General features: G+C 39.1%; 20 protein-coding genes and 1 pseudogene. 11 read left to right on the forward strand and 10 right to left on the reverse strand.

Going from position 1 to position 24997, the window contains the following annotated elements:
* Positions 1-79: 79 nt before the first annotated feature.
* Positions 80-1024, reverse strand: a complete 945-nt coding sequence (locus tag J4861_RS04230) for a serine O-acetyltransferase (protein ID WP_211794488.1) — start codon at positions 1022-1024, stop codon at positions 80-82.
* A 168-nt stretch (positions 1025-1192) separates the two neighbouring features.
* Between J4861_RS04230 and J4861_RS04235 the strand changes: the two genes are divergently transcribed.
* Positions 1193-1903 (forward strand): glycoside hydrolase family 25 protein, encoded by a 711-nt coding sequence (locus J4861_RS04235; RefSeq protein ID WP_211816643.1) that lies wholly within the window; start codon positions 1193-1195, stop codon positions 1901-1903.
* Positions 1904-2108: 205 nt separating this feature from the next.
* Positions 2109-3308, forward strand: coding sequence for a penicillin-binding transpeptidase domain-containing protein (locus tag J4861_RS04240; protein ID WP_211815919.1), 1200 nt, complete (start codon positions 2109-2111; stop codon positions 3306-3308).
* A gap of 716 nt (positions 3309-4024) precedes the next feature.
* On the opposite strand, the gene J4861_RS04245 is transcribed toward J4861_RS04240, so the two are convergent.
* Positions 4025-6235: a RelA/SpoT family protein gene (locus tag J4861_RS04245; RefSeq protein ID WP_211815920.1), complete on the reverse strand. Its 2211-nt coding sequence runs from the start codon at positions 6233-6235 to the stop codon at positions 4025-4027.
* Positions 6236-6379: 144 nt separating this feature from the next.
* Here J4861_RS04245 and J4861_RS04250 point away from each other — a divergent pair, with 144 nt between their 5' ends.
* Both J4861_RS04250 and rho read left to right on the forward strand, forming a co-directional pair.
* The gene (locus J4861_RS04250) at positions 6380-7897 is read left to right on the forward strand and encodes a DUF4301 family protein (RefSeq protein ID WP_211815921.1); all 1518 of its coding nucleotides are present in this window, start codon (positions 6380-6382) and stop codon (positions 7895-7897) included.
* An 816-nt stretch (positions 7898-8713) separates the two neighbouring features.
* Positions 8714-10669 carry a transcription termination factor Rho gene (rho, locus tag J4861_RS04255; RefSeq protein ID WP_211815922.1) on the forward strand — a complete coding sequence of 652 codons (1956 nt, stop codon included), beginning with the start codon at positions 8714-8716 and terminating at the stop codon, positions 10667-10669.
* 475 nt (positions 10670-11144) lie between these two features.
* On the opposite strand, the gene J4861_RS04260 is transcribed toward rho, so the two are convergent.
* Together J4861_RS04260 and J4861_RS04265 are read right to left on the reverse strand one after the other, a co-directional pair.
* Positions 11145-12410 (reverse strand): type IX secretion system plug protein, encoded by a 1266-nt coding sequence (locus J4861_RS04260; protein ID WP_211815923.1) that lies wholly within the window; start codon positions 12408-12410, stop codon positions 11145-11147.
* The gene (locus tag J4861_RS04265) at positions 12407-12853 is read right to left on the reverse strand and encodes a hypothetical protein (protein ID WP_211794494.1); all 447 of its coding nucleotides are present in this window, start codon (positions 12851-12853) and stop codon (positions 12407-12409) included. The genes J4861_RS04260 and J4861_RS04265 overlap by 4 nt, the downstream gene beginning before the upstream one ends.
* 171 nt (positions 12854-13024) lie before the next feature.
* Between J4861_RS04265 and galE the strand changes: the two genes are divergently transcribed.
* The 4 genes from galE (at position 13025) to J4861_RS04285 (ending at position 16951) form a co-directional block, all read left to right on the forward strand.
* A complete protein-coding gene (gene galE / locus J4861_RS04270; protein WP_211806601.1) occupies positions 13025-14062 on the forward strand; it encodes a UDP-glucose 4-epimerase GalE in 1038 nt (345 codons plus the stop codon).
* A gap of 591 nt (positions 14063-14653) precedes the next feature.
* Positions 14654-15247 carry a TetR/AcrR family transcriptional regulator gene (locus J4861_RS04275; protein ID WP_004359820.1) on the forward strand — a complete coding sequence of 198 codons (594 nt, stop codon included), beginning with the start codon at positions 14654-14656 and terminating at the stop codon, positions 15245-15247.
* Positions 15248-15323: 76 nt separating this feature from the next.
* Positions 15324-16070, forward strand: coding sequence for a 3-oxoacyl-[acyl-carrier-protein] reductase (fabG, locus tag J4861_RS04280; RefSeq protein ID WP_211794495.1), 747 nt, complete (start codon positions 15324-15326; stop codon positions 16068-16070).
* 209 nt (positions 16071-16279) lie between these two features.
* Positions 16280-16951 carry an RluA family pseudouridine synthase gene (locus tag J4861_RS04285; protein ID WP_211815924.1) on the forward strand — a complete coding sequence of 224 codons (672 nt, stop codon included), beginning with the start codon at positions 16280-16282 and terminating at the stop codon, positions 16949-16951.
* 188 nt (positions 16952-17139) lie between these two features.
* Here the strand turns inward: J4861_RS04285 and mltG are convergent, their stop codons facing one another.
* On the reverse strand, positions 17140-18174 hold the full coding sequence (gene mltG, locus J4861_RS04290; RefSeq protein WP_211815925.1) for an endolytic transglycosylase MltG: 1035 nt from the start codon (positions 18172-18174) through the stop codon (positions 17140-17142).
* Between the two features lie 159 nt (positions 18175-18333).
* Here mltG and J4861_RS04295 point away from each other — a divergent pair, with 159 nt between their 5' ends.
* The gene (locus J4861_RS04295) at positions 18334-18978 is read left to right on the forward strand and encodes an HAD family hydrolase (protein ID WP_211815926.1); all 645 of its coding nucleotides are present in this window, start codon (positions 18334-18336) and stop codon (positions 18976-18978) included.
* A 246-nt stretch (positions 18979-19224) separates the two neighbouring features.
* Here J4861_RS04295 and rlmH read toward each other — a convergent pair whose 3' ends face one another.
* The 4 genes from rlmH to J4861_RS04315 all read right to left on the reverse strand — a co-directional run bounded on the left by rlmH (position 19225) and on the right by J4861_RS04315 (position 21665).
* Positions 19225-19695 carry a 23S rRNA (pseudouridine(1915)-N(3))-methyltransferase RlmH gene (gene rlmH, locus J4861_RS04300; protein WP_211815927.1) on the reverse strand — a complete coding sequence of 157 codons (471 nt, stop codon included), beginning with the start codon at positions 19693-19695 and terminating at the stop codon, positions 19225-19227.
* Position 19696: 1 nt separating this feature from the next.
* A complete protein-coding gene (locus J4861_RS04305) occupies positions 19697-20260 on the reverse strand; it encodes a Maf-like protein (RefSeq protein WP_211815928.1) in 564 nt (187 codons plus the stop codon).
* 11 nt (positions 20261-20271) lie between these two features.
* Positions 20272-20790: a KdsC family phosphatase gene (locus J4861_RS04310; protein ID WP_211815929.1), complete on the reverse strand. Its 519-nt coding sequence runs from the start codon at positions 20788-20790 to the stop codon at positions 20272-20274.
* Positions 20791-20870: 80 nt separating this feature from the next.
* A complete protein-coding gene (locus tag J4861_RS04315; protein WP_211815930.1) occupies positions 20871-21665 on the reverse strand; it encodes a Rossmann-like and DUF2520 domain-containing protein in 795 nt (264 codons plus the stop codon).
* A 131-nt stretch (positions 21666-21796) separates the two neighbouring features.
* On the opposite strand from J4861_RS04315, the gene kdsB reads away from it, so the two are divergent.
* Positions 21797-22537 carry a 3-deoxy-manno-octulosonate cytidylyltransferase gene (gene kdsB / locus J4861_RS04320; protein WP_211815931.1) on the forward strand — a complete coding sequence of 247 codons (741 nt, stop codon included), beginning with the start codon at positions 21797-21799 and terminating at the stop codon, positions 22535-22537.
* 426 nt (positions 22538-22963) lie between these two features.
* Here the strand turns inward: kdsB and J4861_RS04325 are convergent.
* A pseudogene (locus J4861_RS04325) lies at positions 22964-23371 on the reverse strand (transposase); the annotation flags it as partial.
* 381 nt (positions 23372-23752) lie between these two features.
* Here J4861_RS04325 and J4861_RS04330 point away from each other — a divergent pair.
* Positions 23753-24916 (forward strand): AIR synthase-related protein, encoded by a 1164-nt coding sequence (locus tag J4861_RS04330; protein ID WP_211815932.1) that lies wholly within the window; start codon positions 23753-23755, stop codon positions 24914-24916.
* The last annotated feature ends 81 nt before the right edge of the window (positions 24917-24997 follow it).

A 24997-nucleotide genomic window follows, 5' to 3' on the forward strand; every position in this document is an offset into this window, starting at 1 on the left:
AACTTCAATAAGAATAACCTATTGGTTGCTTATCAAGTGCTCCCCTTTTCCCTTTCGAGGTGAGAATAGGGTAGACCCTTTATATTCCTCCGCCATATTCAAAGTCAATATCTAAGATATCTGTTTTATTCTGTTTATACTTCTTGGTTCGTGGACGCATATCTCGCGTAACCCACACATTGGCTCCAATGATACAGCCTTTCCCTATAGTGATACGGCCGAGGATAGTTGCATTGGCATAGACGACAACATCATCCTTTAGAATCGGGTGACGAGCAATTCCCTTAATAGGCTTACCATCTTTGTCAAGTGGGAAGCTCTTTGCCCCTAAAGTCACACCTTGGTAGAGTTTTACATGATTACCTATAATACAGGTTGCACCAATCACCACACCAGTACCATGATCAATGGTAAAATGTGTACCAATGGTCGCAGCTGGATGAATATCAATACCAGTCTCTGAGTGCGCCATTTCTGTAATCATGCGTGGAATAAGAGGCACATTCTCTAAAACTAATTCATGTGCCAAACGATAGTTAATAACAGCCTTAATAGCTGGATAACATGAAATTACTTCTCCCAAATTAGCAGCTGCAGGGTCACCATCAAAGGCAGCTTGTATGTCTGTTGAAAGTATTTTACGCAAGGTAGGGAACTTTCCGATGATACGTCCAGCTATCTTATCAGCCTCTTCCTGCATACAACGACGCGTATCAGCAGCATTCGGACAATGACAGTCTTCATTAAAACATAAACCAGCCATAACCTGCCGACATAGCAGTTTATGCAGTTGTTCTACATTTACACCGATTTGGTATTTTATCGTTTCAAAGTTAACAGACGAACGCCCATAAAAACCAGGAAAGAGAATAGAACGTGAAAGTTCAATAATCTCTTCCAATTCTTTAGCTGATGGCAATGGGTCTCCATCACGATGCTCATGGCAAATACCCTGCAACGCTTCCGGTTCAGAAAGTTCTTCAACGGTCTGTATAAGTTGCTGAGTGATGTCTTGTTTACTCATTGATACTGTATCGAGATGTAATTACGTTGCAAAGATAATGATTATTATCGGATTTTTATGAGTTTGTTCAAGAAAAATATACTAATTTTGCAGTGCTTTTTAAGCATCATTACAGGATAATTTAGATTCAAAAAGAATCTTATTCAGAATGCTTCAAATATTTAAATGATGAAATCAACTATATTTCCACGTACCATTAACATCTTATTCCTATCTGCCATTTGTGTAATCGCTTCTGCAACAAGATCTTCTCATAAGTCTTCAAAAAACACCAAACGTCAGTATGATGGCATTGACGTATCGCATCATCAGGGACAAATCGACTGGAAAGAAGTGGCAAAAGACAAACAAATTAAATTTGTATACATCAAAGCAACACAAGGAACAAGCATTAAGGATAAAAACTACGAACAGAACATTAAGGCGGCACGCCGTCAAGGTTTACGTTGCGGTTCTTACCACTATCTTTCATGCTCAACCTCCGTTAGGTCTCAGTTTCGCAATTTCCAGAAAGCTATGCGAGAACATAAACAGGATTTGATTCCAATGATTGACATAGAACATGATGGTGTAAGACGCTGGAGCAAGAAACAAGTACAAGACAGCGTTGCCTTATTTGCGAAATTAATAGAGAGGAAGTATGGTAAGAAACCACTAATTTATTCTCATGTAAGTTTCTATAATTCTCATCTTAGCCCTCGTTTCAATAAGTACTTCCTTTTCTTGGGTAGATATAGTTCAGTGCGTCCATCTATCAAGGGAGTAGGCCGACATAACATCTGGCAGTTCTCCGATCGTGGTAAAGTACGTGGTATTCGTGGTCACGTAGACCTTGATCGCTTCATGTCAGGAACATCTCTTGCAGCTATCCGTCTATAGTAATTTACAATTATTTGGGATTGTTGCAAAATAAATATAAACAGAGAAAAGTATGTTTCAAGCGAATAATTTATTCGTAATTTTGTAACCCATAAAAACTTAGATTACTTAAAACTTTCTTTTAAAGAAGAAAGAATGAGAGAACATTATAGCTTTTGAAAGAAGAAAATATCAATCGCTTTATGAGCTATAAGCCCCATAATTGATGATTAGAAACATATTAAGCAAGAATTTAATAAGTATGCGTAAAATAACTATAAATAAAACAATTATATCATTTCGCTCTGCACTACTTGCACTCTTATTCGTAACAACGAATAGTGTTCAGGCGCAAGAGTATCGTGAAGATCCACCGCTAACATTTCGCCCACTGCTACAAGAGCTTGGCACAGAACTTATACAAGGTAAGAAGGGTAGTATCGTTGCCATTGATCCAGCTACGGGTGAGGTGCTCTGTATGGTAACAAATTCACCTACAGGTCCTAATGATGCCCTTGCCATTGCAACTGCTTATCCTCCTGGCTCAGCCATTAAGCCAGCGCAAGCGTTAGTCTTCCTCTCAGAAGGAATCGTCAAACCAGACACCAAGATTGCCTGTCATGATGGTTTTCGAGATGGAAACATAAAGGTTAAATGCCATCCGCATTATTCTCCAGAAGCACTTGCAGGTGCATTGGCTGTATCGTGTAACACTTGGTTCTTGAAATCCTACCTATCAATGCTGAACAATACACAGAAGTATGGCTCTAAGGAGAAGGCTGTTACAACTTGGTGGGAATACATTGTTAGTATGGGACTTGGTGGTCCATTAGGTATTGACATGACTGGCGAAAAGGGCGGATTGGTTGCCAATGTGAACTATCTCTCACGCCGTTATAAGAATAATTGGGAGCCAAAAACAATTATGTGGGCAGGAATGGGACAGGGTGACATCACAGCCACTCCTTTACAGCTCTGTAATTTAGCCGTAACGATTGCAAATCGTGGCTACTTCTTTACACCACATATTCATAAAAGCGTAGACTGGGCACCCCTCCCTTCACGCTTCCTCACGCCACGTCAGACAAAGGTTCCTTCTTACATTTATGCGGATGTCATTAAAGGTATGCGCTTAGCAGTAACAAAGGGTACAGCGACCGTACTAAACGGAACAACCTATCCAGTTTGTGGAAAGACAGGAACAGCCGAAAACGCTGGTAAGGACCATTCTATTTTCATTGGTTTCGCACCGATGAATGAACCCAAGATTGCAATCTCTGTTTATATTGAACATGGTGGATTTGGTGCCGATGTAGCTGCCCCTATAGCAGGATTGATAATGGAGAAGTATCTTAAAGGTAAACTGAGTCCAAAATCACAAGCTATGGCAAAACGCATTGAGCGCATAAATACGATGGACAAGTAAAATCGTTTTGTAATAAAAAATCATACCCTTAAAAATCAATAGATGCTTAATAGCACTTCAATTAAGCATCTATTGGCTTCTAAAAGGTGCCCTTTTGAGGTCTTACTAACGCCCTTTTGAAGTCCAATTAAGCACCTTTTAATTTACCACTTTGCAACAAGTTGATAACTAAAGAGTTACAACACCCGCCCAAAACTCTATTTTCATACTTACAAATAGCTTTTTATAGCCTTAAACTTGTAAATATATTTCACACCAACACATATTTTTCTGAATCTTCAGGATTTTAAAGTGATAAGGTTTGCCACTTGTGTTTAGAGTTTGAAGCAATGTCACACGGAGGCACGGAGAGGACGGAGGATTATTAAAACAAAGCAATGGAAGGCACGGAGGCACCGTCGGTGCATAGAGTGACGGAGCTTGCTTGCAAATTCTATTAGCAATTTATCTACAAGCGTTTACCTCAAAATAGTTATCAAAAATCTGTAAGCTACACCTCCGTCGCTCTTTGTGCCGTCGGCACCTCCGTAACATTGCGTTACCTCCGTCCCCTCCGTGACTCCGTGTGCCTATTATATAAGACGTTTAGTTTATCACTGCATATTTCGGAAGAACCTTTTTTCTTTAGCAAGATTTGATAATAACATTAATAAAAAAACCCCCATTCTCACCTTTAAAATAGGGTAGAGAATGGGGGCAAAGTTTATTAGATTATTTTATATTCTCATTACTTCCTTAACGCCCTTCACTGTTCTGAGTTTCTTGATGAGCATATTCAACTTGGAATTATCATCAAGAAGAACAACGAGGTTACCAGAGAAAAGACCATCATTCGAATCAATATTGATAGAGCGCATCACTATCTTCTCATCTTTTGAGATGATATTTGAAATGTTGCTCACAATACCGATGTCGTCATTACCTATGACACGCAGTGTAATAGCATACTGGGATGTACCCTTGCCACTCCAACGTGCCTTAACAACTCGATAGCCAAAACGCTTGCGCATCTCAGGTGCATTGGGACAATCATCGCGGTGAATCTTTATTCCTCCACTGACTGTCACAAAACCAAAGACGGGATCTCCATAGATAGGGTGACAACACTTTGCAAGCGAGAAGTCTAAACCTTTGAGATTTTTGTCAATGACAAGGACATCATCATTCTTCTTCAGATATTCTGTCGTAGGGTTCTCAAACTCAAAGTTCTCTGCACTCTCAGTCTCTTTTGTCTGATTGAGGTTGTGTGCATGATTGTAAACCTTCTGATATTCCTCGATGACATAGTTCGGATCAAGCTTCTCATCGGCAATCTGCTTATAGAATTCAGAAACCTCCTTGAAGCCTAACTTACGAATGAGTTGACCCATCGTAGAGTCTTCTATCTCAATCTTCTTATTCTTAAACCTACGTTCGAGCAATTCCTTCGCATATAGACCATCTTTTACCTGCGTCTCTTTTAGCGCAAGACGTATCTTTGCCTTTGCTCGAGATGACTTACATATATTCAGCCAATCACGATTAGGCTTCTGCGTCGTGGAGGTTAGAATCTCTACAGAATCACCACTATGTAACTCGGTTCGGAAAGATACATTCTTTCCATTTATCTTTCCACCGACACATTGATTTCCAATCTTAGAGTGGATGTGATAAGCAAAATCGAGTACTGTCACACCTTTTTGAAACTTTAGAAGGTCGCCTTTTGGTGTAAAGACATAAATCTCCTTTTCGTAAAGGTCAGATCTAAACTCGTCCATCACCTCAAGGTTGTTACCAGCTTCAAGGGCAGAACGAATAGAAGCTAACCAGTTATCCATTCCGCCTTCCGCCTTCACTCCTTTATATCTCCAGTGTGCAGCAAGTCCATGTTCGGCAATCTCATCCATACGTTCTGTACGAATCTGCACTTCTACCCATTTCTTATCAGGTCCAAGCACAGTGATATGCAAACATTCATAACCATTGGACTTTGGCACAGAAAGCCAGTCGCGGAGTCGCTTTGGGTTTGGCTGATACATATCCGTCACTATCGAATATGCCTGCCAACACTGCATTTTCTCCTTGTCTTCTGGTGAATCAAGAATGATACGAATGGCAAAGAGGTCATAAATACCTTCAAAGCCACACTTCTGCTTCTTCATCTTCTGCCAGATAGAATGGATTGACTTCGTGCGACCTTTAATATGAAACTTAAGCCCTGCTGCTTTAAGTTGCTCACTAACAGGAGTAATAAAACTACTGATATAAGCATCACGTACCTTCTTGGTTGCATTCAACTTATCTTTTATATGATAGTAAGCATCATGCTCAAGATACTTTAAAGAAAGGTCTTCCAACTCACTCTTTAGCTGGTATAAACCTAACTTATGTGCCAAAGGAGCATAAAGATAGCTTGCTTCTTCAGACACCTTTCGTTGCGCTTCCTTATTCTCAACGTCACGAATCTGCCGCATAAGGTTGACACGGTCAGCTATCATAATTAAGATAACACGCATGTCTTCTGCGAAAGACAGCAGAAGGTTTCGAAAGTTTTCACTCTCGATAACTGGCGTTTTCTTATAAAGTGTCTGAACACGAATAAGCCCATAGATAATCTTCGAAGCACCATCACCATACAACTTGCTTATCTCATCAAGTGAAAGGATTCCTGCTTGAACACTTTGATAGAGCAAAATCGAAATGACAGACTCACGATTTAAACCGATATCCTTGACTGCAATGAAAGCTGTCTGTAGTGAACAAAGAATAGGATTCAAGCCAAAGACATTGCGTTGTATGCTATTCTCTGATATTATCTTATCCAAATGTTCGCGCAATTTAGGAAGATCATTCTCATAAAACGTTTCCCCAAGTGGCTTCTTCAGACTTTCGAATATCTGTTCAGATAATTCTCTTTCCTTATCCGTATAAATGAATTTCTCTTCCATAGGCATAATATATTCTATTTTCCAAAGGCAAAGATACAAAGAATTTCGATATAATTAGAAATAAATGTGTCAAATAGTTCCTTTCTTTCGGTTTAATTCGTTATTTTTGCAGTTAAAATACAATCTTTTTAATACCTTACCATTATGTTGAAGAAAGAAGACCTAAAACAGATTCATGACAAAGGAATAAGTGAGGAACAGATAAATAGACAGTTGGAAGACTTCAAAAGAGGCTTTCCTTACTTGAAGCTTGAAGGTGCTGCAACACCAAAGAAAGGTGTTATGGTACTCGATAAGAATGCTTGTGAGGCTGCTTGCAAAGCATGGCAGCATTATCAAACTCATGGGCATAAAGTTGTCAAGTTTGTTCCAGCATCTGGTGCAGCCAGTCGCATGTTCAAAGACCTTTTTGCATTCCTCAATGGAAATAACGAGGCACCAGTTAGTGATTTTGAAAAGGAGTTCTTCTCAAATATTCACCACTTTGCGTTCTACGAGGCGTTATCAGCCAAATGTCAGCAGCTGGAAGGTAAGACTATCGATGCGTTGATAGCTGAAGGACGATACAAAGCTGTCGTTGCTACATTATTAAATAAGGAAGGATTAAATTACGGACAGCTACCTAAGGGGTTACTGTTGTTCCATTCTTATAACGATGGAGCACGTACTCCAATGGAAGAACATTTGGTTGAAGCTGCTCGGTATGCGGAAAGTAACAAGCAAGCACACGTACATTTCACCGTATCACACGAACACTTAGCCTTCTTCAAACAAAGGGTAGCTGACAAGCAAGCTAAATTTGAAGGTAAATTCGGTGTAAACTTTGATATTTCTTTTTCTGAACAGAAGCCAAGTACAGATACAATTGCTGTAAATCTTGACAATACTCCTTTCCGTAATGAGGACAACTCATTATTGTTCCGTCCAGCCGGTCATGGCGCATTGATAGAGAATTTAAATGATTTGGATGCTGAGATCGTATTCATTAAGAATATAGATAATGTGGTACCAGACCGCTTGAAGGAAGAAACCATCAGTTGGAAGATGATTATTGCAGGTAAACTTGTAACCTTACAAGAGCGTGCTTTTGCTTATCTTCACAAACTGGAGGAAGGTAATTGCACACATTCAGAACTCGAAGAGATACTTGAATTCTTACAGAATGACCTCCCTTGTGAGAAGCATGATGTGGCTTCTTTGAATGATACAGCACTGGCAGAATACTTATATAAGAAGTTAAATCGTCCAATGCGTGTATGCGGTATGGTAAAGAACGTTGGTGAACCAGGTGGCGGTCCGTTCCTTGCTTATAATCAAGATGGTACTGTCAGCCTTCAAATTCTTGAGAGTTCTCAGATTGACAAGAACAACGAAGCATCTATGAAGATGTTTACAGAAGGTACACACTTCAATCCTGTTGATCTTGTTTGCGCTATCAAAGATTACAAAGGCAATGCTTTTGACTTGACAAAGTATGTAGATAAGTCAACAGGCTTCATCAGTTCAAAGTCAAAGAATGGTCGTGAGCTTAAGGCATTGGAACTTCCGGGCTTGTGGAATGGTGCTATGAGCGATTGGAATACAGTCTTTGTAGAAGTACCACTCGGCACTTTCAACCCAGTAAAGACTGTCAACGATCTTCTGCGTGAACAGCATCAATAAACATTATAAACATCATAAATAAACGTCATAAGTACAAAACTTAGTTTCGTTCACGATAAACTCAATTATTCCCAACCCTTAGAAAACTGATTTCTAAAGGTTGGGAATCTTATTACCCATGAATGTTACGATATTAATTATTTGACATACAGACACTACGGATCAACTCATACTAAACATAATTAGATACGATGTCTATCTGTCTTCTACAAACAACGTATTCCCTTATTAATTAAAGTTTGTAAACTATTTTTATGCACTTCAAAACCAATATATGCTCTTTTGACTTCTAAAAGATGCCTAATTGGCTTGCAAAAGGTGCCCTTTAAGACCCTTACTAACGCCCTTTTGAAGTCCAATTAAGCACCTTTTATTTTACTACTTGATAACTACCTGATTCTCTGTTGATTGCAAACCTGCCTCTTATATATGTTTTTGCCGTTAGTTATAGATGTTTTCTTTGAAATTATGTAATTATTTTTCAAACTTTTATCTGCATATTTTCGAAGTCTAAAAAGAAATGATTTTCAATGTCAGAGGATGATAATAGGATAGAATGTTGACTATCTTAGCCAAATTTTTATTTAATGAATGGCTATGGTTCTTCCATTAAAGCAATACGAAAAGTGTCCACACATTTAACGGAAGAACCCTATTATATCCTATTCATCCACAGAATAATATCAAAAAAAGATAAGAGAAATCTTGTAAGGTTCAAATAAAAATTATACCTTTGCGCCACAAAAGACACATTTAATGATGTTTCACCTTATGAAACGTCGACACTATCAAATGTAATTTCCCATACATATTTATATGTTAAGCAAAGAAGAATTATTAGAGAAAGAAGTTTCTGAACTTGAAGCTATTGTTCAGAGTACTGGTGCTGTTTACTCACCTGGAGATGATAAGGATAAGCTCGTTTATGCCATCCTTGACCGTCAGGCAGAAGAGGCAGGTACAGCACATCCCTTAGAATCAAAGCGTAAGCGTACCAGAATAGCACGAAAAGATACCGACAGGGTTTATTCGGTACATGGTGAAGAAGGGGAAAACTTCGACGTACAGAAGAATAAAAACATGGCAACAAGTCAGCCTTCATTGTTCAAAGAGTTGCCTGAAACAAAGGACGATAAGACTGAAGAAAAATCTCCAGAAGAAATATTAGCATCTATTCCTAAGCATCGTGGTCGTAAATCTAAGGCTGAATTAGAGGCTATTGCGGCTGCAGAAGCAGCTATAAAGGCAAAAGCAGAAGAAGCACAGCAGACTGAAGAGCCTGTAGAGGAGGCTCCCGTAGAGAATGTAGAGCCATCTGTTCCAGAGGATTTCATCCCAGAAGATCAGTTCTCTAACGTACCACAGCAGGAAGAGAGTGAAGGTAAAGAAGAATTATTGGCACGCCTTCAGGAGAAGGTTAACGCACATAATATGAATATGGAACCAGCTGGTTACTCTGTATTACCTGATGGTGTATGGGCAGGTGACCCAGGAGATGGTACAGATTTCATTCCAGTTGTTGACCTACCAATTGAAGATCAGGGTATTGTTCCAAACTATGATATGTTTGATCAGCCTACAACTCCTGCTCAGCTACCGTCAACTCCGGTCTATGATAATGCCCCAGTTGCTAACAATGCGAACTATGATTTCTCTGACCTTATCAAGGCAAACGGTGTTCTTGAGGTAATGCCTGATGGTTATGGCTTCCTCCGTTCAAGCGATTATAATTACTTAGCATCACCTGATGATGTGTATATTGCAAACAATCAGATTAAGCAATATGGTCTGAAGACAGGTGACGTTGTAGAATGCCACGTACGTCCACCACATGAGGGTGAGAAGTATTTCCCACTGACAAGCATTGATAAGATTAATGGTCGTAAGCCTTCTGAAGTACGTGACCGTATACCTTTCGAACATCTTACACCACTCTTCCCTGAGGAGAAGTTCACACTCTGTGGCGATCCTCGTACAACTAATCTTTCAACACGTATTGTAGATCTCTTCTCACCAATCGGTAAGGGACAGCGTGCATTGATTGTTGCGCAGCCAAAGACGGGTAAGACTATCTTGATGAAGGATATTGCAAATGCTATTGCAGCCAACCATCCAGAGGCTTACTTGATGATGCTCTTGATTGATGAGCGTCCTGAGGAGGTTACCGATATGGCACGCACAGTAAATGCAGAGGTTATTGCTTCAACATTTGATGAGCCTGCAGAACGCCACGTTAAGATTGCCGGTATCGTTTTGGAGAAGGCAAAACGCATGGTTGAATGTGGTCATGATGTAGTTATCTTCCTTGACTCAATCACTCGTTTGGCACGTGCTTACAACACTGTAGCACCAGCATCTGGTAAGGTCTTGACTGGTGGTGTGGATGCCAATGCATTGCAGAAGCCAAAGCGTTTCTTCGGTGCTGCACGTAATATTGAGGGTGGTGGTTCTTTGACTATCATTGCAACAGCCTTGATTGATACTGGTTCTAAGATGGATGAGGTTATCTTCGAGGAGTTCAAGGGAACAGGTAATATGGAGTTGCAGCTTGACCGTAGCTTGAGTAACAAGCGTATCTTCCCAGCTGTTAACTTGGTTGCTTCAAGTACACGTCGTGATGACCTCCTCCAGGATCGTACAACACTTGATCGTATGTGGATTCTCCGCAAGTACATTGCTGACATGAATTCTATCGAGGCTATGAACTCTATCCACGACCGTATGAGACGTACAGAGAACAATGAGGAGTTCCTGTTGTCGATGAATGATTAATGAAATCAGATTATTGAAACTTATTGTTCTTTTCTAACAGTAAGTTTACAGTATTAGTAAAATAGAAAAAGTGTATCGAAAGTATGAAACGGTATTGTTTCCTCTTGATACACTTTTTTTGTTTATATACAATTTCACCCAACTGTCGAAAAGTTTCCGTTTGTCCTATTATTTCACAACCTGCTTTTTTAAAGATGCTTAATTGGATTCGAAAAGACGCCCAATTGGCTTGCAAAAGATGCCCTTTTCGATGCTAACTAACGCCCTTTTGAACCCTTACTAAACACCTTTTAAAACATGGTTTTATAATATGCTGAATTGCTGATAGTTACAAAGATGATTTTAAGATATCATTTCTTATGCTTTTAGGGAGTAAAGATAACAAATTATGTAATATATTTTCAAATTAGAAAACATAAAATATCAGGTGCTTTAAGAATATAAAAACACGATGTTTTGATAACTGAATAATCCCTTATTTCTTGATAAACCTAACATTTGCATAGCCAACAAGCTTATCGGTACGTCCTCCTTGTGGACGGAAATAAATAAGGGCTTGATAGCTATTTTCGGTTTGATAATGGCTATTGTCAACTCTAAAAGACGAGAGTCTACCTTGCTCATCTGCAGCAAGGAACTGATAGTTATAATAACCTAACTTCAAAGGGACTACTGCCTCATAATATCCACCAGTAGAATTATATGTCATCTCATAAGTAGGAAGCAGACGGTCATAAGTCCAATCACCATTCAAAAATATTCTGTAAGGGTTGGGGGAAGGTACGTTTAACTGAAAATGAGTCAGCATATAGTCACTCGTTGTATTTATCTCAACATTATCAGAGTTACGTATCAAAAATGCACCATCAGCATCTTCATCATACAGATAATTTAAGAATGGAGTAGTAGGGAAGAGATAGGCATGAAAATTCTTACCATCCCAACCAATTTTATCTACGCCCATAGAAGCAACATCGGTTGAGAGAATCTCAAACTTCCTATATTCATTACCCGCCCAAAAGATATAATCCTGATTGTGCGACCATCGTAAACCATTTGGCATGACATACTGCGGTTTACTATTCCAACGAGCATCAAGCCAATTACGGTTTTGTAATACTACTGTCTTAATCTGCTCCTGTGGATTACTTACTATGTAAGTGCCATAATCTATCAGCATCTCAGCCTGCTGTTGCTCACGGTTAATCGACTGATCTGTTTGTGTAGTTATATTCAATCTAACACCCATAGAACTCTCTGCAGGTTCTGTAAGCATAAAGCAAGCTGTAAGTAAAGGGTGGTCAGAGCTACTATCATCATCATAGACATATAGACGATAATTGCCAGACAACTTTGGTTGGCAATTATCATTTGGAATATTCAAATGATAATGTGTGTAAAGTGTATTCGTTAGGGTAGACTCCTTTACATCATCTATTGTGTTTCCTGCTATAAAACCATCTACGACATCACTTTCAAAGAGTCCGACGGAAGGCTTCCAATCAGCTTCACAATGCTCTAACCGATAAGTCAGACGGCGGTAAGTGTGTGTAAGATCGTCAAAATCTATACTTATCTTTCCGTCATTGAGTACCATGATAGGCAAGTCCATCCACTTCTGATTAGCAACAACCTGCAATGAACGAATATTATCGTCATTGATTTGATGTCGCTGAGCAAAAGCAGAAAAGGGGAGAAGACAAGCTAAAAAATAGGTGAATATAAAGATTAATCTCCTCATTCTTCTTTATCCAATAAATCTTTGAGGAAGCAATCGAGGTCCTTATCTAAATCATGCATGAGGTCGCCACCTATAATAGCAATGTCATCATCAACAAGATAAAGTTCTGCAATATTATTCTTATCATCATCTTCAAGGATGAAACTATAAGGTTTCATGATTGACATATTCTCAATAACGTTCTTAGTACGATTAAGTTCTGAACGTAAGATACATGCTGCTTCTTGATAAAAATTATCACTCTTATTATCAATCCATTGGTCGATGACACAACGAGTAATCTCATCATCTCCATCGTCAAAAGCCATAAGGTCACCACTATCTTGCGATACACGCAAATGAATATCAGTCATAGGCATATCACAGTCATTAGCAGTAAATTTCTGTGCAACTTTCTTCAAAAAGCGTTCAATCTGTTGCTGGGTCTGTTCAGTTTCTGTCATGTCCTTGGTATATGTTTATTTTATAACAACGACAAATATACAAAAAGTTTTCGATTTTGTATATATGAACACATTTTTTTACGCTCTTTTTTTGATGATTATAAAAAAAACATTATCTTTGCAACATAACTCATTGAAATAAAACAGCCTAAATAAGGAAAACAATATAAAATGAAACAAACAATTCTTGTTACTGGAGGAACGGGATTTATTGGTTCACACACAAGTGTAGAGCTGATAGAAGCTGGTTATGAAGTCGTTATTGTTGACGATTTATCTAACTCTAAAATTGAGGTTTTAGATGGTATTGAAAAAATAACGGGCGTTAGACCAGCTTTTGAGCAGGTTGACCTTCGTGATCGTGAAGCTACAGAAAATGTCTTCCGTAAATATCCTAAGATAGAAGGTATTATTCATTTCGCTGCTTCTAAGGCAGTAGGCGAGAGTGTACAGCTTCCTTTGATGTATTATAGAAACAATATTGTTTCATTGTTGAATCTATTGGAACTTATGCCAAAGTACAATGTAAAGGGAATTATCTTCTCAAGTTCTTGTACGGTATATGGTCAGCCTAAGCCTGAAAACCTACCTGTTACAGAGGATGCTCCACATCAGAAAGCAACTTCACCATACGGTAATACTAAGGAAATCAACGAGCAAATTATCTTAGATTATATTAATAGCGGTGCCGATATTAAGAGTATCGTATTGAGATATTTTAATCCTATTGGTGCACACCCATCAGCATTGATTGGTGAGTTACCTAATGGTGTACCAAATAACTTGATTCCTTTTGTTACACAGACAGCTATGGGTATCAGAAAGGAATTGACCATCTTCGGTAATGATTATAACACACCTGATGGTACTTGTATCCGTGACTACATCTATGTTGTTGATTTGGCAAAGGCTCACGTTGCAGCTATGGCACGCGTACTTGACCAGGATACAGAGAAGATTGAGTACTTCAACATTGGTACAGGTAGTGGTAACTCTACAAAGGAGATTGTCGAAACCTTTGAAAAAGCTACTGGTGTTAAGGTAAACTGGAAGTATGGTCCACGTCGTGAAGGCGATATCGAAAAGATCTGGGGCGATTGCACCAAAGCCAACACAGTATTGGGTTGGAAAGCTGACACGCCATTGGCTGACGTTCTCGCAACTGCTTGGAAATGGCAGGAGAAGCTCAGAGAAGACGGAGTTATGTAGAAATCATTTTTTACGATTAATAATAGTCAAGATTAGTAAGCAAAAACAATATTGCAGGTGTATCCTGCTTTATTTTGTGTTTGTGTTGTTGTTATCCCTCGATGTGAATCGAGGGATAATTTTTATACCCTTAAATCAGTCCTACTATTTATCAATGCTGTCCGCTAAACATTTACGCTATCATCAGTGTTTATAGTATTCCACCTTATATACAACTACTATAAAGTCGCTCTCCATTCATTTTCAAGCAATGTATTGTTGCCCAGCACAAGTAGTGCTCATGCTCAGCACAATTGGTGCTCATGCTCAGCACGAGTGGTGTTGAGGCTTAAACACATTACAAAATATAGATAGGAGAGGGATAACTTATATTACAATCAATAAGAAGAACAGAACTATTATCTACTATACAATTAAGGCTAATTATACTTCTCAAGAACTATATTAAGGTAAAACAGAACAACATTAAGGATAAAAAGATTAAAAAAGAACAACTTTTATCCGTATAAATTTGCGAATATGGGATATAATCTATAATTTTGCACATAAGATTTGCGATGTGCAAGTAACTAAATGAATAATTACAAGAGTATGTCAATATCAAAGACCAGACAAAAGCTTGTTGATGTAGCACGCCAACTTTTTGCAAAAAATGGTATTGCCAACACAACGATGAACGACATCGCCAAGGCTTCAGGTAAAGGTAGACGCACACTCTACACTTACTTTAAGAGCAAGGACGATGTGTATTATGCTGTTATTGAGTCTGAGCTGGAGCGTTTATCAGACAAGTTGGACGAAGTAGCTGCTAAAAACATCAGCCCTCAGGATAAAATCATCGAACTCATTTATACACACCTTAGTATGATTAAAGAGACTGTGATGCGTAATGGTAATTTGCGCGCAGAGTTCTTTAGGAATATATGGATGGTAGAAAAGGCGCGAAAGAACTTCGATGAAGACGAGATTGAACTCTTCCGTAAAGTTTATTCTGATGCCAAGGAAGACGGAGATTTTGATATTGAAAACGTTGAACTTGTAGCAGACATCACACACTATTGTATCAAAGGACTTGAAGTACCATTTATCTACGGTCGCTTAGGTCATGGACTAACAGAGGAATCTTCACGTCCACTTGTGGCTAAGGTTGTGTATGGTGCATTAGGAAAAAGCGGACTGAAATAAATCATTATACTATCATGTGATTTCAGTTAGCTTGCTTATTATAAACTTATAAACTAACAATATAAATCAAAACAACATGAAATTATTGGAAGGTAAGACAGCCCTGATTACAGGTGCTGCACGTGGTATTGGTAAGGCTATCGCATTGAAGTTTGCAGAGGAGGGTGCAAACGTTGCATTCACCGACCTCGTTATCGACGAGAATGGCAAGGCTACAGAGGCAGAGATTGCTGCTTTTGGCGTAAAAGCTAAGGGTTATGCAAGTAATGCTGCAGACTTCGCACAGTCTGAAGAGGTTGTAAAGCAGGTTAAGGAGGAATTCGGTTCTATTGATATCCTCATCAATAATGCTGGTATTACGAAAGATGGTCTTATGCTTCGTATGACTGAGCAGCAGTGGGATGCAGTTATCGCAGTAAACCTTAAGAGTGCCTTCAACTTCATTCACGCTTGTGTACCAGTGATGATGCGTCAGCGTGGTGGTAGTATTATCAACATGGCAAGTGTTGTTGGCGTTCATGGTAATGCTGGTCAGGCTAACTATTCAGCTTCAAAGGCTGGTATGATTGCTTTGGCTAAGAGTATAGCTCAGGAGATGGGCCCTAAGGGAATTCGTGCCAATGCTATTGCTCCAGGCTTCATTGATACAGCTATGACACAGGCTTTGGATGACAATATCCGTAAGGAATGGACTTCAAAGATTCCTCTTCGCCGCGGAGGTACTGTTGAGGATATAGCAAACACAGCCGTTTACCTTGGTTCTGAACTGTCAAGCTATGTTACAGGTCAGGTTATCCAGGTTGATGGCGGTATGAATATGTAAAGTTTCTTCCCTCCCTCCTGTCAGCAATGCTGAAAGGGTAGGGAGGGAGAATTTAGTTCGCTTCTATAAATTCTTTACTTATTTGACAAGTGGTTAGACCTTTCTTCTAATACATACAGCGAAAAAGGAAGATTTTATATAAGCTGTTTCTCTATAATTGTTACTACTGATAATCTTTTATTATAGCTCTCTATAAGGCTTTTCTTACTATGGAAGTACTTTACGAAGATAATCATATCATCATCGTCTACAAAGAGGCAGGCGAGATTGTACAAGGTGATAAAACGGGTGATAAACCTTTGTCAGAGATTGTCAAACAATGGATAAAGGAGAAATACCAGAAACCTGGGAATGTATTTTTGGGTGTTGTACATAGACTGGACCGTCCTGTGGCAGGATTGGTTGTCTTTGCCAAGACATCAAAAGCGCTTACAAGGCTAAACGATATGTTCCGCAATGGTGAGGTGCATAAGACTTATTGGGCTATTGTTACGCGTCCACCATTTGAGACAGAGGCTACACTAACAGACTGGCTTGTACGTAACGAACGCCAGAATAAGAGTTATGCTTATAATCACCAAGTACCAACTTCTAAGAAATCTATCTTACATTATAAGGTAATCAATCAGTCAGAACGTTACACACTATTAGAGATTAATCTGATGACAGGTCGTCATCATCAAATCCGTTGTCAGTTGTCTAATATGGACTGCCCTATAAAAGGCGATTTGAAATATGGTGCTCCGCGTTCTAATCCAGATGGCAGTATTTGTTTGTTGAGCCATCGCGTTGAATTCATTCACCCTGTTTCAAAGGAGAAGATCTGTATAGAATCACCACTGCCAAAAGATAATTTATGGCAAGCAATAGGTAAATTCTAATTGAGAAGCCTAATTTTAGTAAGACTGATAGCCCCAGCTTTCTTTGGTTATTACCATCCGCACAACATGTGCGGGGCATCAACAAGATATGTGCGAGGCCTCAACACAGTATGTGTGGAAGCATCGCACATAATAAGATAAGTATTAAAACTTCAAGAGAAGATAGTCAAATAAACTATATTTCCTCCTTAATTTATTCCACGTTCATTCAATGCTTTAGCATACTGAGCAGCATTCACTTGATGCTCTTCATATGTCTTGGCAAAGTTATGTGTACCACTAAAATCCTCCTTAGCACACATGTAGATATAATCATGATGAACATAATTCAATACAGCATCAATAGCTGCCACAGATGGAATACGTATTGGGCCAGGAGGAAGACCGCGATATTTATAGGTATTATAAGGATTATCAATCGTAAGCCACTTCTGATAGATACGATGAGCAGTAAAGTTCTTTGTAGCAAACTTTATTGTTGGATCAGCCTGCAAAGGCATATTCATGTGTAAACGATTGATATACATACCTGCAATCTTTGGCATTTCTGCCTCATTATCGGTTTCTTCGTCAACAATACTTGCAAGCGTAACAATCTCACTTTCAGTAAAGCCAGCCTGTTTCGCCTTCTCTTTACGTTCAAAGTTCCAGAACTTCTTGTTCTCTTCACTCATCTTATCGAGAAACTTATCGACTGAAGTATTCCAATAGAAATCGTATGTATTAGGAATAAACATTGCAGGGATGGTTTCTGGAGTAAAACCATACTTCTTACAAGTTTCTTTTGATTTAAGACGAGAAAGGAATTCTGAACGTGAGAACATCAGCTTTTCGCTCACATCAGTGGCAAGATCTTCAATCGTTCTTACTGACCTAATCGTAATCTTCACAGGGGCTTGAAGACCATTAATAATATGACGTGAAGTCTGAAGAGAACCAGAAGAACCAACAGTAAATCTACCAGGACGGATATGATTTGAATATCCCATAATTCCTGCAAGCTGCTTGAATACCCAAAAACCTTGAGGAGTTGAGATTGGCTGAAGCTTAGCATATACTGAGTCTATATTGTCGTTCTCATCAATAAGAACATATTTTTCTTTCCCTGTACGGGACATTCCCGAGAAGAAAAGAAAGTATGCTACACCTGCTAATATCGCAAAAATTGCAACAATAATCCAACGGGACGTTGTCCCTTTGTTCTTTCCTTTAGATTTTGCCATCGTCTTTACTTTATAATTCTGAAGTGCAAAGGTACAATTTTAAAGTACAAAACGAGCAATGACATGCGACTTTGATTATATCTTTTTTGAAATTTAAGAGAAAAGATAAGCTATTGTCCGTATAATTGTGTACTTTTGTCTGAGGTAAATAAAAGGATAATGAAAGAATTTGATACATATATCTTTGATTTAGATGGTACGTTGCTAAGTACATTAAACGACTTGGCTGCAAGTACAAACTATGCACTTCGTTGGGCTGGGATGCCTGAACGTACAATAGAAGAAATACGTATGTTTGTGGGAAATGGAGTAAAACTACTCATGGAACGTGCCATTCCTAATGGTATTAATAACCCTAAGTTTGAGGAGACTTACGCCAAGTTTCGTGAACATTATTTGGAACATAATCTTGACACAACCAGTCCTTACGAGGGTATTCCAGCGTTATTACGCGAATTAAAACGCCGTGGTAAGAAGCTTGCTATTGTAAGCAATAAGTTCTATGCAGCAACACAAGACCTCGCAAAACATTTCTTTCCAGACACAATAGAGGTGGCAATAGGAGAGCGCGAGACTATTAGAAAGAAGCCAGCACCAGACACCGTGTTAGAGGCTCTTCGACAATTAGGAGCATCAAAGGAAGGTGCTGTATATATTGGTGACAGTGATGTAGATATAATGACAGCCAAAAACTGCGGATTACCATGCATAAGTGTGCTTTGGGGATTTCGTGATAAAGACTTTTTAATACAGCATGGTGGCACTATATTCGTTAATAAACCATCTGAGATTTTAGGCGAATAATCTTTTTGCTTATTCTTACTTGCTATATATGAAGTCATAGAGACTTCATATATAGCAATTCTTTTTTATTCCAATCGACCTTAAAAAAATGATAAATAGGGCTTTATAACCCCTATTTATCATAACTACCATTATCTTAAAAAACGATAAGCACGTTTTGTGTTCATGCTCAGCACATATGGTGCTTACCATTAACACCATATGTGTTAGGCATAAAAACGCTGCGTAAAGATAGCAAAATAGAATTTATTCATGGTGATATGGTTCACCTTTTATAATTGTGCAAGCACGATAAAGTTGTTCTGTAAAGATGAGCCTGACCATCTGATGTGAAAAAGTCATACGTGACAATGAGATCTTTTCATTGGCACGTGCATAAACATCTGGGGAAAAACCATAGGGTCCACCAATGATAAAAATAAGTCGTCGAGCCGTATTTTGTTTTTGTTTCAACCAATTTGCATATTCAATAGAACGAAATTCAGCACCATGTTCGTCTAACAATACGACCGTATCAGAAGGCTGAATTTCTTTCAAAATCAATTCACCTTCCTTTTGTTTTTGTTGATCTTCAGAAAGGCTTTTCGTATTTTTTAATTCTGGGATTGTCGTAATACTAAATGGCATATAATGCTCAATACGACTGACATAATCATCTATACCAACCTTAAATATCTTACTCTGTGTTTTCCCAACAAGGATGAGTATCGTCTTCATATTAAAACTTCTTTATTTCTTCCCACAGTCTTTGCACTGGCAATCCCATAACATTAAAATAACTACCGTTAATAGATGTAACCCCAACATAGCCAATCCATTCTTGAATACCATAAGCCCCTGCTTTATCGAAAGGCTTATAATGCTCTATGTAATAGGTGATTTCATCCTCCGAAAGCTGCTTAAATGTCACATCAGTAGTCACTGAGAAAGCATGTTCCTTATCAGTTGTCAATAAACAAACACCCGTAATAACCTGATGCGTTCTACCACTGATAAGCTGAAGCATACGACGTGCATCCTCTGCATCCTTAGGCTTTCCAAGCACCTCATCTCCAACAATTACCACCGTGTCAGCCGTAATAACAAGGTCGCCCTCTCCTATCAATGTACGATAGGGGGCTGCCTTCTCACGAGAAATATAGCCAGCTACTTCAACAGCTGGTAGATTATCAGGATAAGATTCAGCAATATCAGGCAACACTTTTACCTCAAAATCCAAGTCCAAACCACCTAAAAGTTCACGACGACGCGGCGAATTACTCGCAAGTATTATACGTTTCATTATATTACAGTTTACCAGCCAAAAGCCTTTTCATTCAATACCCATTTCCCTTGAGCCTTCATCACCTGCTCAAGAATATCACGTGCAACACCATATCCTCCCTTACAATCACTAACGTAGGTTGATATCTCTTTGATTTCTGCACAAGCATCCTTTGGACAGCAAGGACAGCCAGCACGCTTCATCACTTCGTAATCAGGAATGTCATCACCAACATATATGATTTCTTCTTCTTTCAAATCATACTTCTTAAGAAACTCTTCCCAAGTGCGTATCTTCATCGAACAGCTAATATAAACATCCTTAACACCAAGATATTCATAGCGTGAACGAACATTCTCGTTATGTCCACCAGTCATAATCGCAAGCTGTAGCCCATGCTTTACAGCCAACTGAACAGCATAACCATCCTTAATATTAATCGTACGTAGTGGGTCACCCTTTTCATCCATCTGAATGGTAGAAGCAGACAATACGCCATCCACATCAAAGACAACAGCTTTTATCTTTTGTAAATCGTAGTTTATCATATAAGTAAGTATAATCAATTTAGATTGTAAACAACTACATTATAACAAGTTACATCTATATATTAGAGTTTATTATTAATCTATCTTTTGTCTAAAGTGAGATTATCCACCAGCGGATTAATACCCTTCGAAAGCATCTGATAAAGTTCCTGCAAATCCTCTTTGCCATTCATCAACTCCAACTGCTTGCTCATTACATTCCTATCTCCACGCACAGCAGGTCCAGTCTGTGCCTCCTTTGGGCTGATTTTCTGTATCTTATCTGTTGTTTCATTAATCAATGGCAACATCACATCGAATGGAATACCATGCTCACCGAGAATGTCTGAAGCCACCGCATAGCAGTAATTTGTAAAGTTACAAGCCCAAACTGCAGCTAAATGTAGATACTTCCTATCTGCGGAAGACAGCCTTATCACACGCTGAGAAAGTTTATTAGCAAAACTCCTAATAACATCCTCCGTCTCAATAGAATTGCCCTCAATGAAGACTGGAATACGTTCAAAATCCACATCCTTAGACTTAGAGAACGTCTGCATGGGATAGAACACACCATAATGCAGTGCCTTTCCTTCAAAACAACTCATTGGCATAGAGCCAGCTGTGTGGAGAAAAAGCTTCTCTCCCCTACTCTTACAGACCTCTGATATCAACTCACAGAGAACACTATCTTTCACAGAAAAGATGTAAATATCAGCCTCATCGCGAAGTGCTTTTATATCTGTTAGCCACTCTGCCTCAAGCAATTCACCTAACGTTCGGGCAGAATCTTCAGTACGACTATACACCTGACTGATAATAACACCAGCCTTTTTCAACGACTTACCTAACTGTGTGGCAAGATTACCAGCACCAATCAATGTAACCTTCATCATGCCAACAAATTTAATAAATTTAAAGGAAATATGTCGGGAAGTCATCGCCTTTTTAATAAAGATTTACTACTTTTGCGCATACTGGCACATAAACCAGCAGTATATTAAACTTTAAACAGATAGAAACACGTATGAAATTTATTGGAATTATCCCCGCTCGCTATAGTTCTTCACGCTTTCCTGGTAAACCTTTAGCAATACTTGGAGGAAAAGCCGTAATAGAACATGTTTACAGACAGGTAAGTAGTGTGATGGAAGATGTATTTGTTGCCACAGACGACCAACGTATCTACGATGCTGTAGAGGCGTTTGGCGGTAAGGCTATAATGACTCGTTCCGACCATCAGAGTGGCACAGATAGAATCTGCGAGGCCCTCGACAAGGTGGGTGGAGACTTTGATGTCGTTATCAACATACAGGGTGACGAGCCTTTCATACAGAGAAGTCAACTTGAAACTGTCATGCATTGTTTTGACGATTCACGCACACAGATAGCGACACTTGGCAAACCTTTTGAGTCAATGGAGGCGGTAGAGAATCCTAATTCACCTAAGATTGTACTCGACAATGATGGCTATGCACTTTATTTCTCTCGCTCAGTCATTCCTTTTGTACGTGGTAAAGAAAGTGCAGAGTGGCTCACTCATTTTCCATTCCTCAAACACATCGGGCTCTATGCTTACCGCACTGAGGTGTTACGTGAAGTAAGTCGCCTGCCACAGTCCTCACTTGAGTTAGCAGAAAGCCTTGAACAGCTACGCTGGTTACAGAACGGATATAAAATAAAGGTAGGTCTTACGGATGTTGAAACCATCGGTATTGATACGCCAGAAGACCTTCAGCGCGCTGAAGAAAAATTGCGTAATCTATAAAAACAAGGGTTGAAAGCATAAGAAACAGACTTCAGTACAACCTATCTAAGAACCACATCAAATACTTTTGTCCGAACGTTGCCTACTTTGTTAGCTACGTTCGGACAAAAATAACACAAACAAAGAATGCTAAAAAAGACACACACAAAGGAAATTTTATTACAAAACATCCACTGATTTTATCTTAAAAGACAGCCTAAAACAGTCCTAAGCATCACTTTTATAACTAACTAATAATCAAACCATTACAAACCACCATTTCAAAAGGTACTTAATTGGCTTCTTAAAGGGCGTTAGTAAGACCTCAAAAGGGCATCTTTAGCAAGCCAAAAGGGCGTCTTTTCAAAGCCAAAAGAGTACCTATTGGTTTTTCATATACGAATTTATTTTTCTGTGTTTTGATAAAAGTACTAACAAACCTTAAACACTTTCAAAGTATGCCTCATAGTCATCAGAGAGTGTATAGATGCTGTCCCTCTGCCCCATAATCTCTCGCAATTTCATCATCATCAACCATGCGGGAGAGTAATATTCGAGTTCAAGCTGATGCTGGATCTCCTTAGCCGACAGTACCTGCTTGATGGATGTCATCATGTGCGCAGTAGAGAACCAATCATACAGCGGTAGTTTGCTATGTTCCATAACGGTACCCTTTGTCAACGAGATTCTGTTGCCACAGTTCTCACATTGAAAGGATTTCCTTCCAGGCAGCCATTTATACTTTGTAGCTCCACACTTAGGACACACAACACCTATTTCCTCTCGAACAGCTCTAAGGTAGTTCTCGCAGCTATCCTCATCAGGGAACATCTGGAAGAAGTCTTTCAATAACATAGGTCTCATATTTGTGACAAATATAATTGATTTTCAGATTTTTACAATGGAGCTATATTGAAATTAACATACCTTAGTACTTTTATCAAAACACAGAAATTTATTTTTACAAATAAGACTTTGATTCGACAAAAAGAAGACTATCTTTAACATGCAAAATACTATAAAATAGAAGCTGCCCAGTACCAACTAAAATCACTAACACGTCAAAGCGGGCAATAAGTTAATATCTATCTATGATAGAACTTCAAAACAATTATAAAAGTCGGCAACATATTTTTCAAGCAATAAAAGCCCTCTTTTAGTAGAAATTTATGCTTTAATTCAGCTGATAATCAACAAATATTAGCTACCTTTGCACAAGAAAACTCCTTTTAAGATATGAACAACAGATACATGATGCGCGGCGTAAGTGCTGCTAAGGAAGATGTGCATAATGCCATCAAGAACATTGACAAAGGTCTTTACCCACAGGCTTTCTGTAAGATTATCCCCGATATTCTTGGCGGAGATCCAGAGTATTGCAACATTATGCATGCTGACGGTGCTGGTACAAAGTCTGCACTGGCTTACATGTATTGGAAGGAGACGGGCGACCTAAGCGTATGGCGTGGTATTGCGCAGGATGCTATCGTAATGAATACAGACGACTTGCTCTGTGTGGGTGCGGTAGATAACATCCTTGTTAGCTCAACCATTGGCCGCAACAAGATGCTTGTGCCAGGCGAGGTTATCTCAGCTATCATCAATGGTACGGACGAACTCTTGGCTGATATGCGCAAAATGGGCATTGGCATCTACCCTACTGGCGGTGAGACGGCAGATGTCGGCGACCTTGTTCGTACGATTATCGTCGACTCAACTGTTACCTGCCGTATGCGTCGTGAGGATGTTATTGACAATGCAAACATCCGTCCAGGCGATGTGATAGTAGGTCTTTCATCTACTGGTCAGGCTACATACGAGACACACTATAACGGTGGTATGGGTAGCAATGGTCTGACTTCTGCGCGTCATGATGTATTTGCTAAATATCTTGCTGAGAACTATCCAGAGAGCTATGACCACGCAGTACCAGAGGAGTTGGTGTACAGTGGTAAGTATAAGTTGACCGATGCTGTGGAGGGAAGTCCTGTCAATGCAGGCGAATTAGTACTTTCTCCTACTCGTACCTATGCTCCAGTCATCAAGCGGTTGTTGGATGAGTTGCGCCCAGAGGTTCATGGTATGGTACATTGTACAGGTGGTGCACAAACGAAAGTACTACACTTCGTAAATGAGAATTGCCGTGTCATCAAAGATAATATGTTCCCAGTTCCTCCACTCTTCCGTGCTATTAAGGAGTGTAGCGGTACAGACTGGAAGGAAATGTATCAGGTATTCAACATGGGTCATCGTATGGAAATCTATGTTCGTCCAGAGGTTGCTGAGCAGGTTATTGCCATCAGTAAGGAGTTCAACATCGATGCACAGATTGTCGGACACATCGAAGAAGGCAAGCGTAGCTTAACAATTAAGAGTGAGTTTGGCACATTTGAATATTGATAATTCACAATTATAAATTCACAATTTACAATTAGGAATATTGTTATTCTCCAAGTGTGAGAATACGCACTTTCATGTATC

Origin of the sequence: Prevotella melaninogenica (assembly GCF_018127925.1) — a bacterium.
Taxonomy (GTDB): Bacteria; Bacteroidota; Bacteroidia; order Bacteroidales; family Bacteroidaceae; genus Prevotella; species Prevotella melaninogenica_C.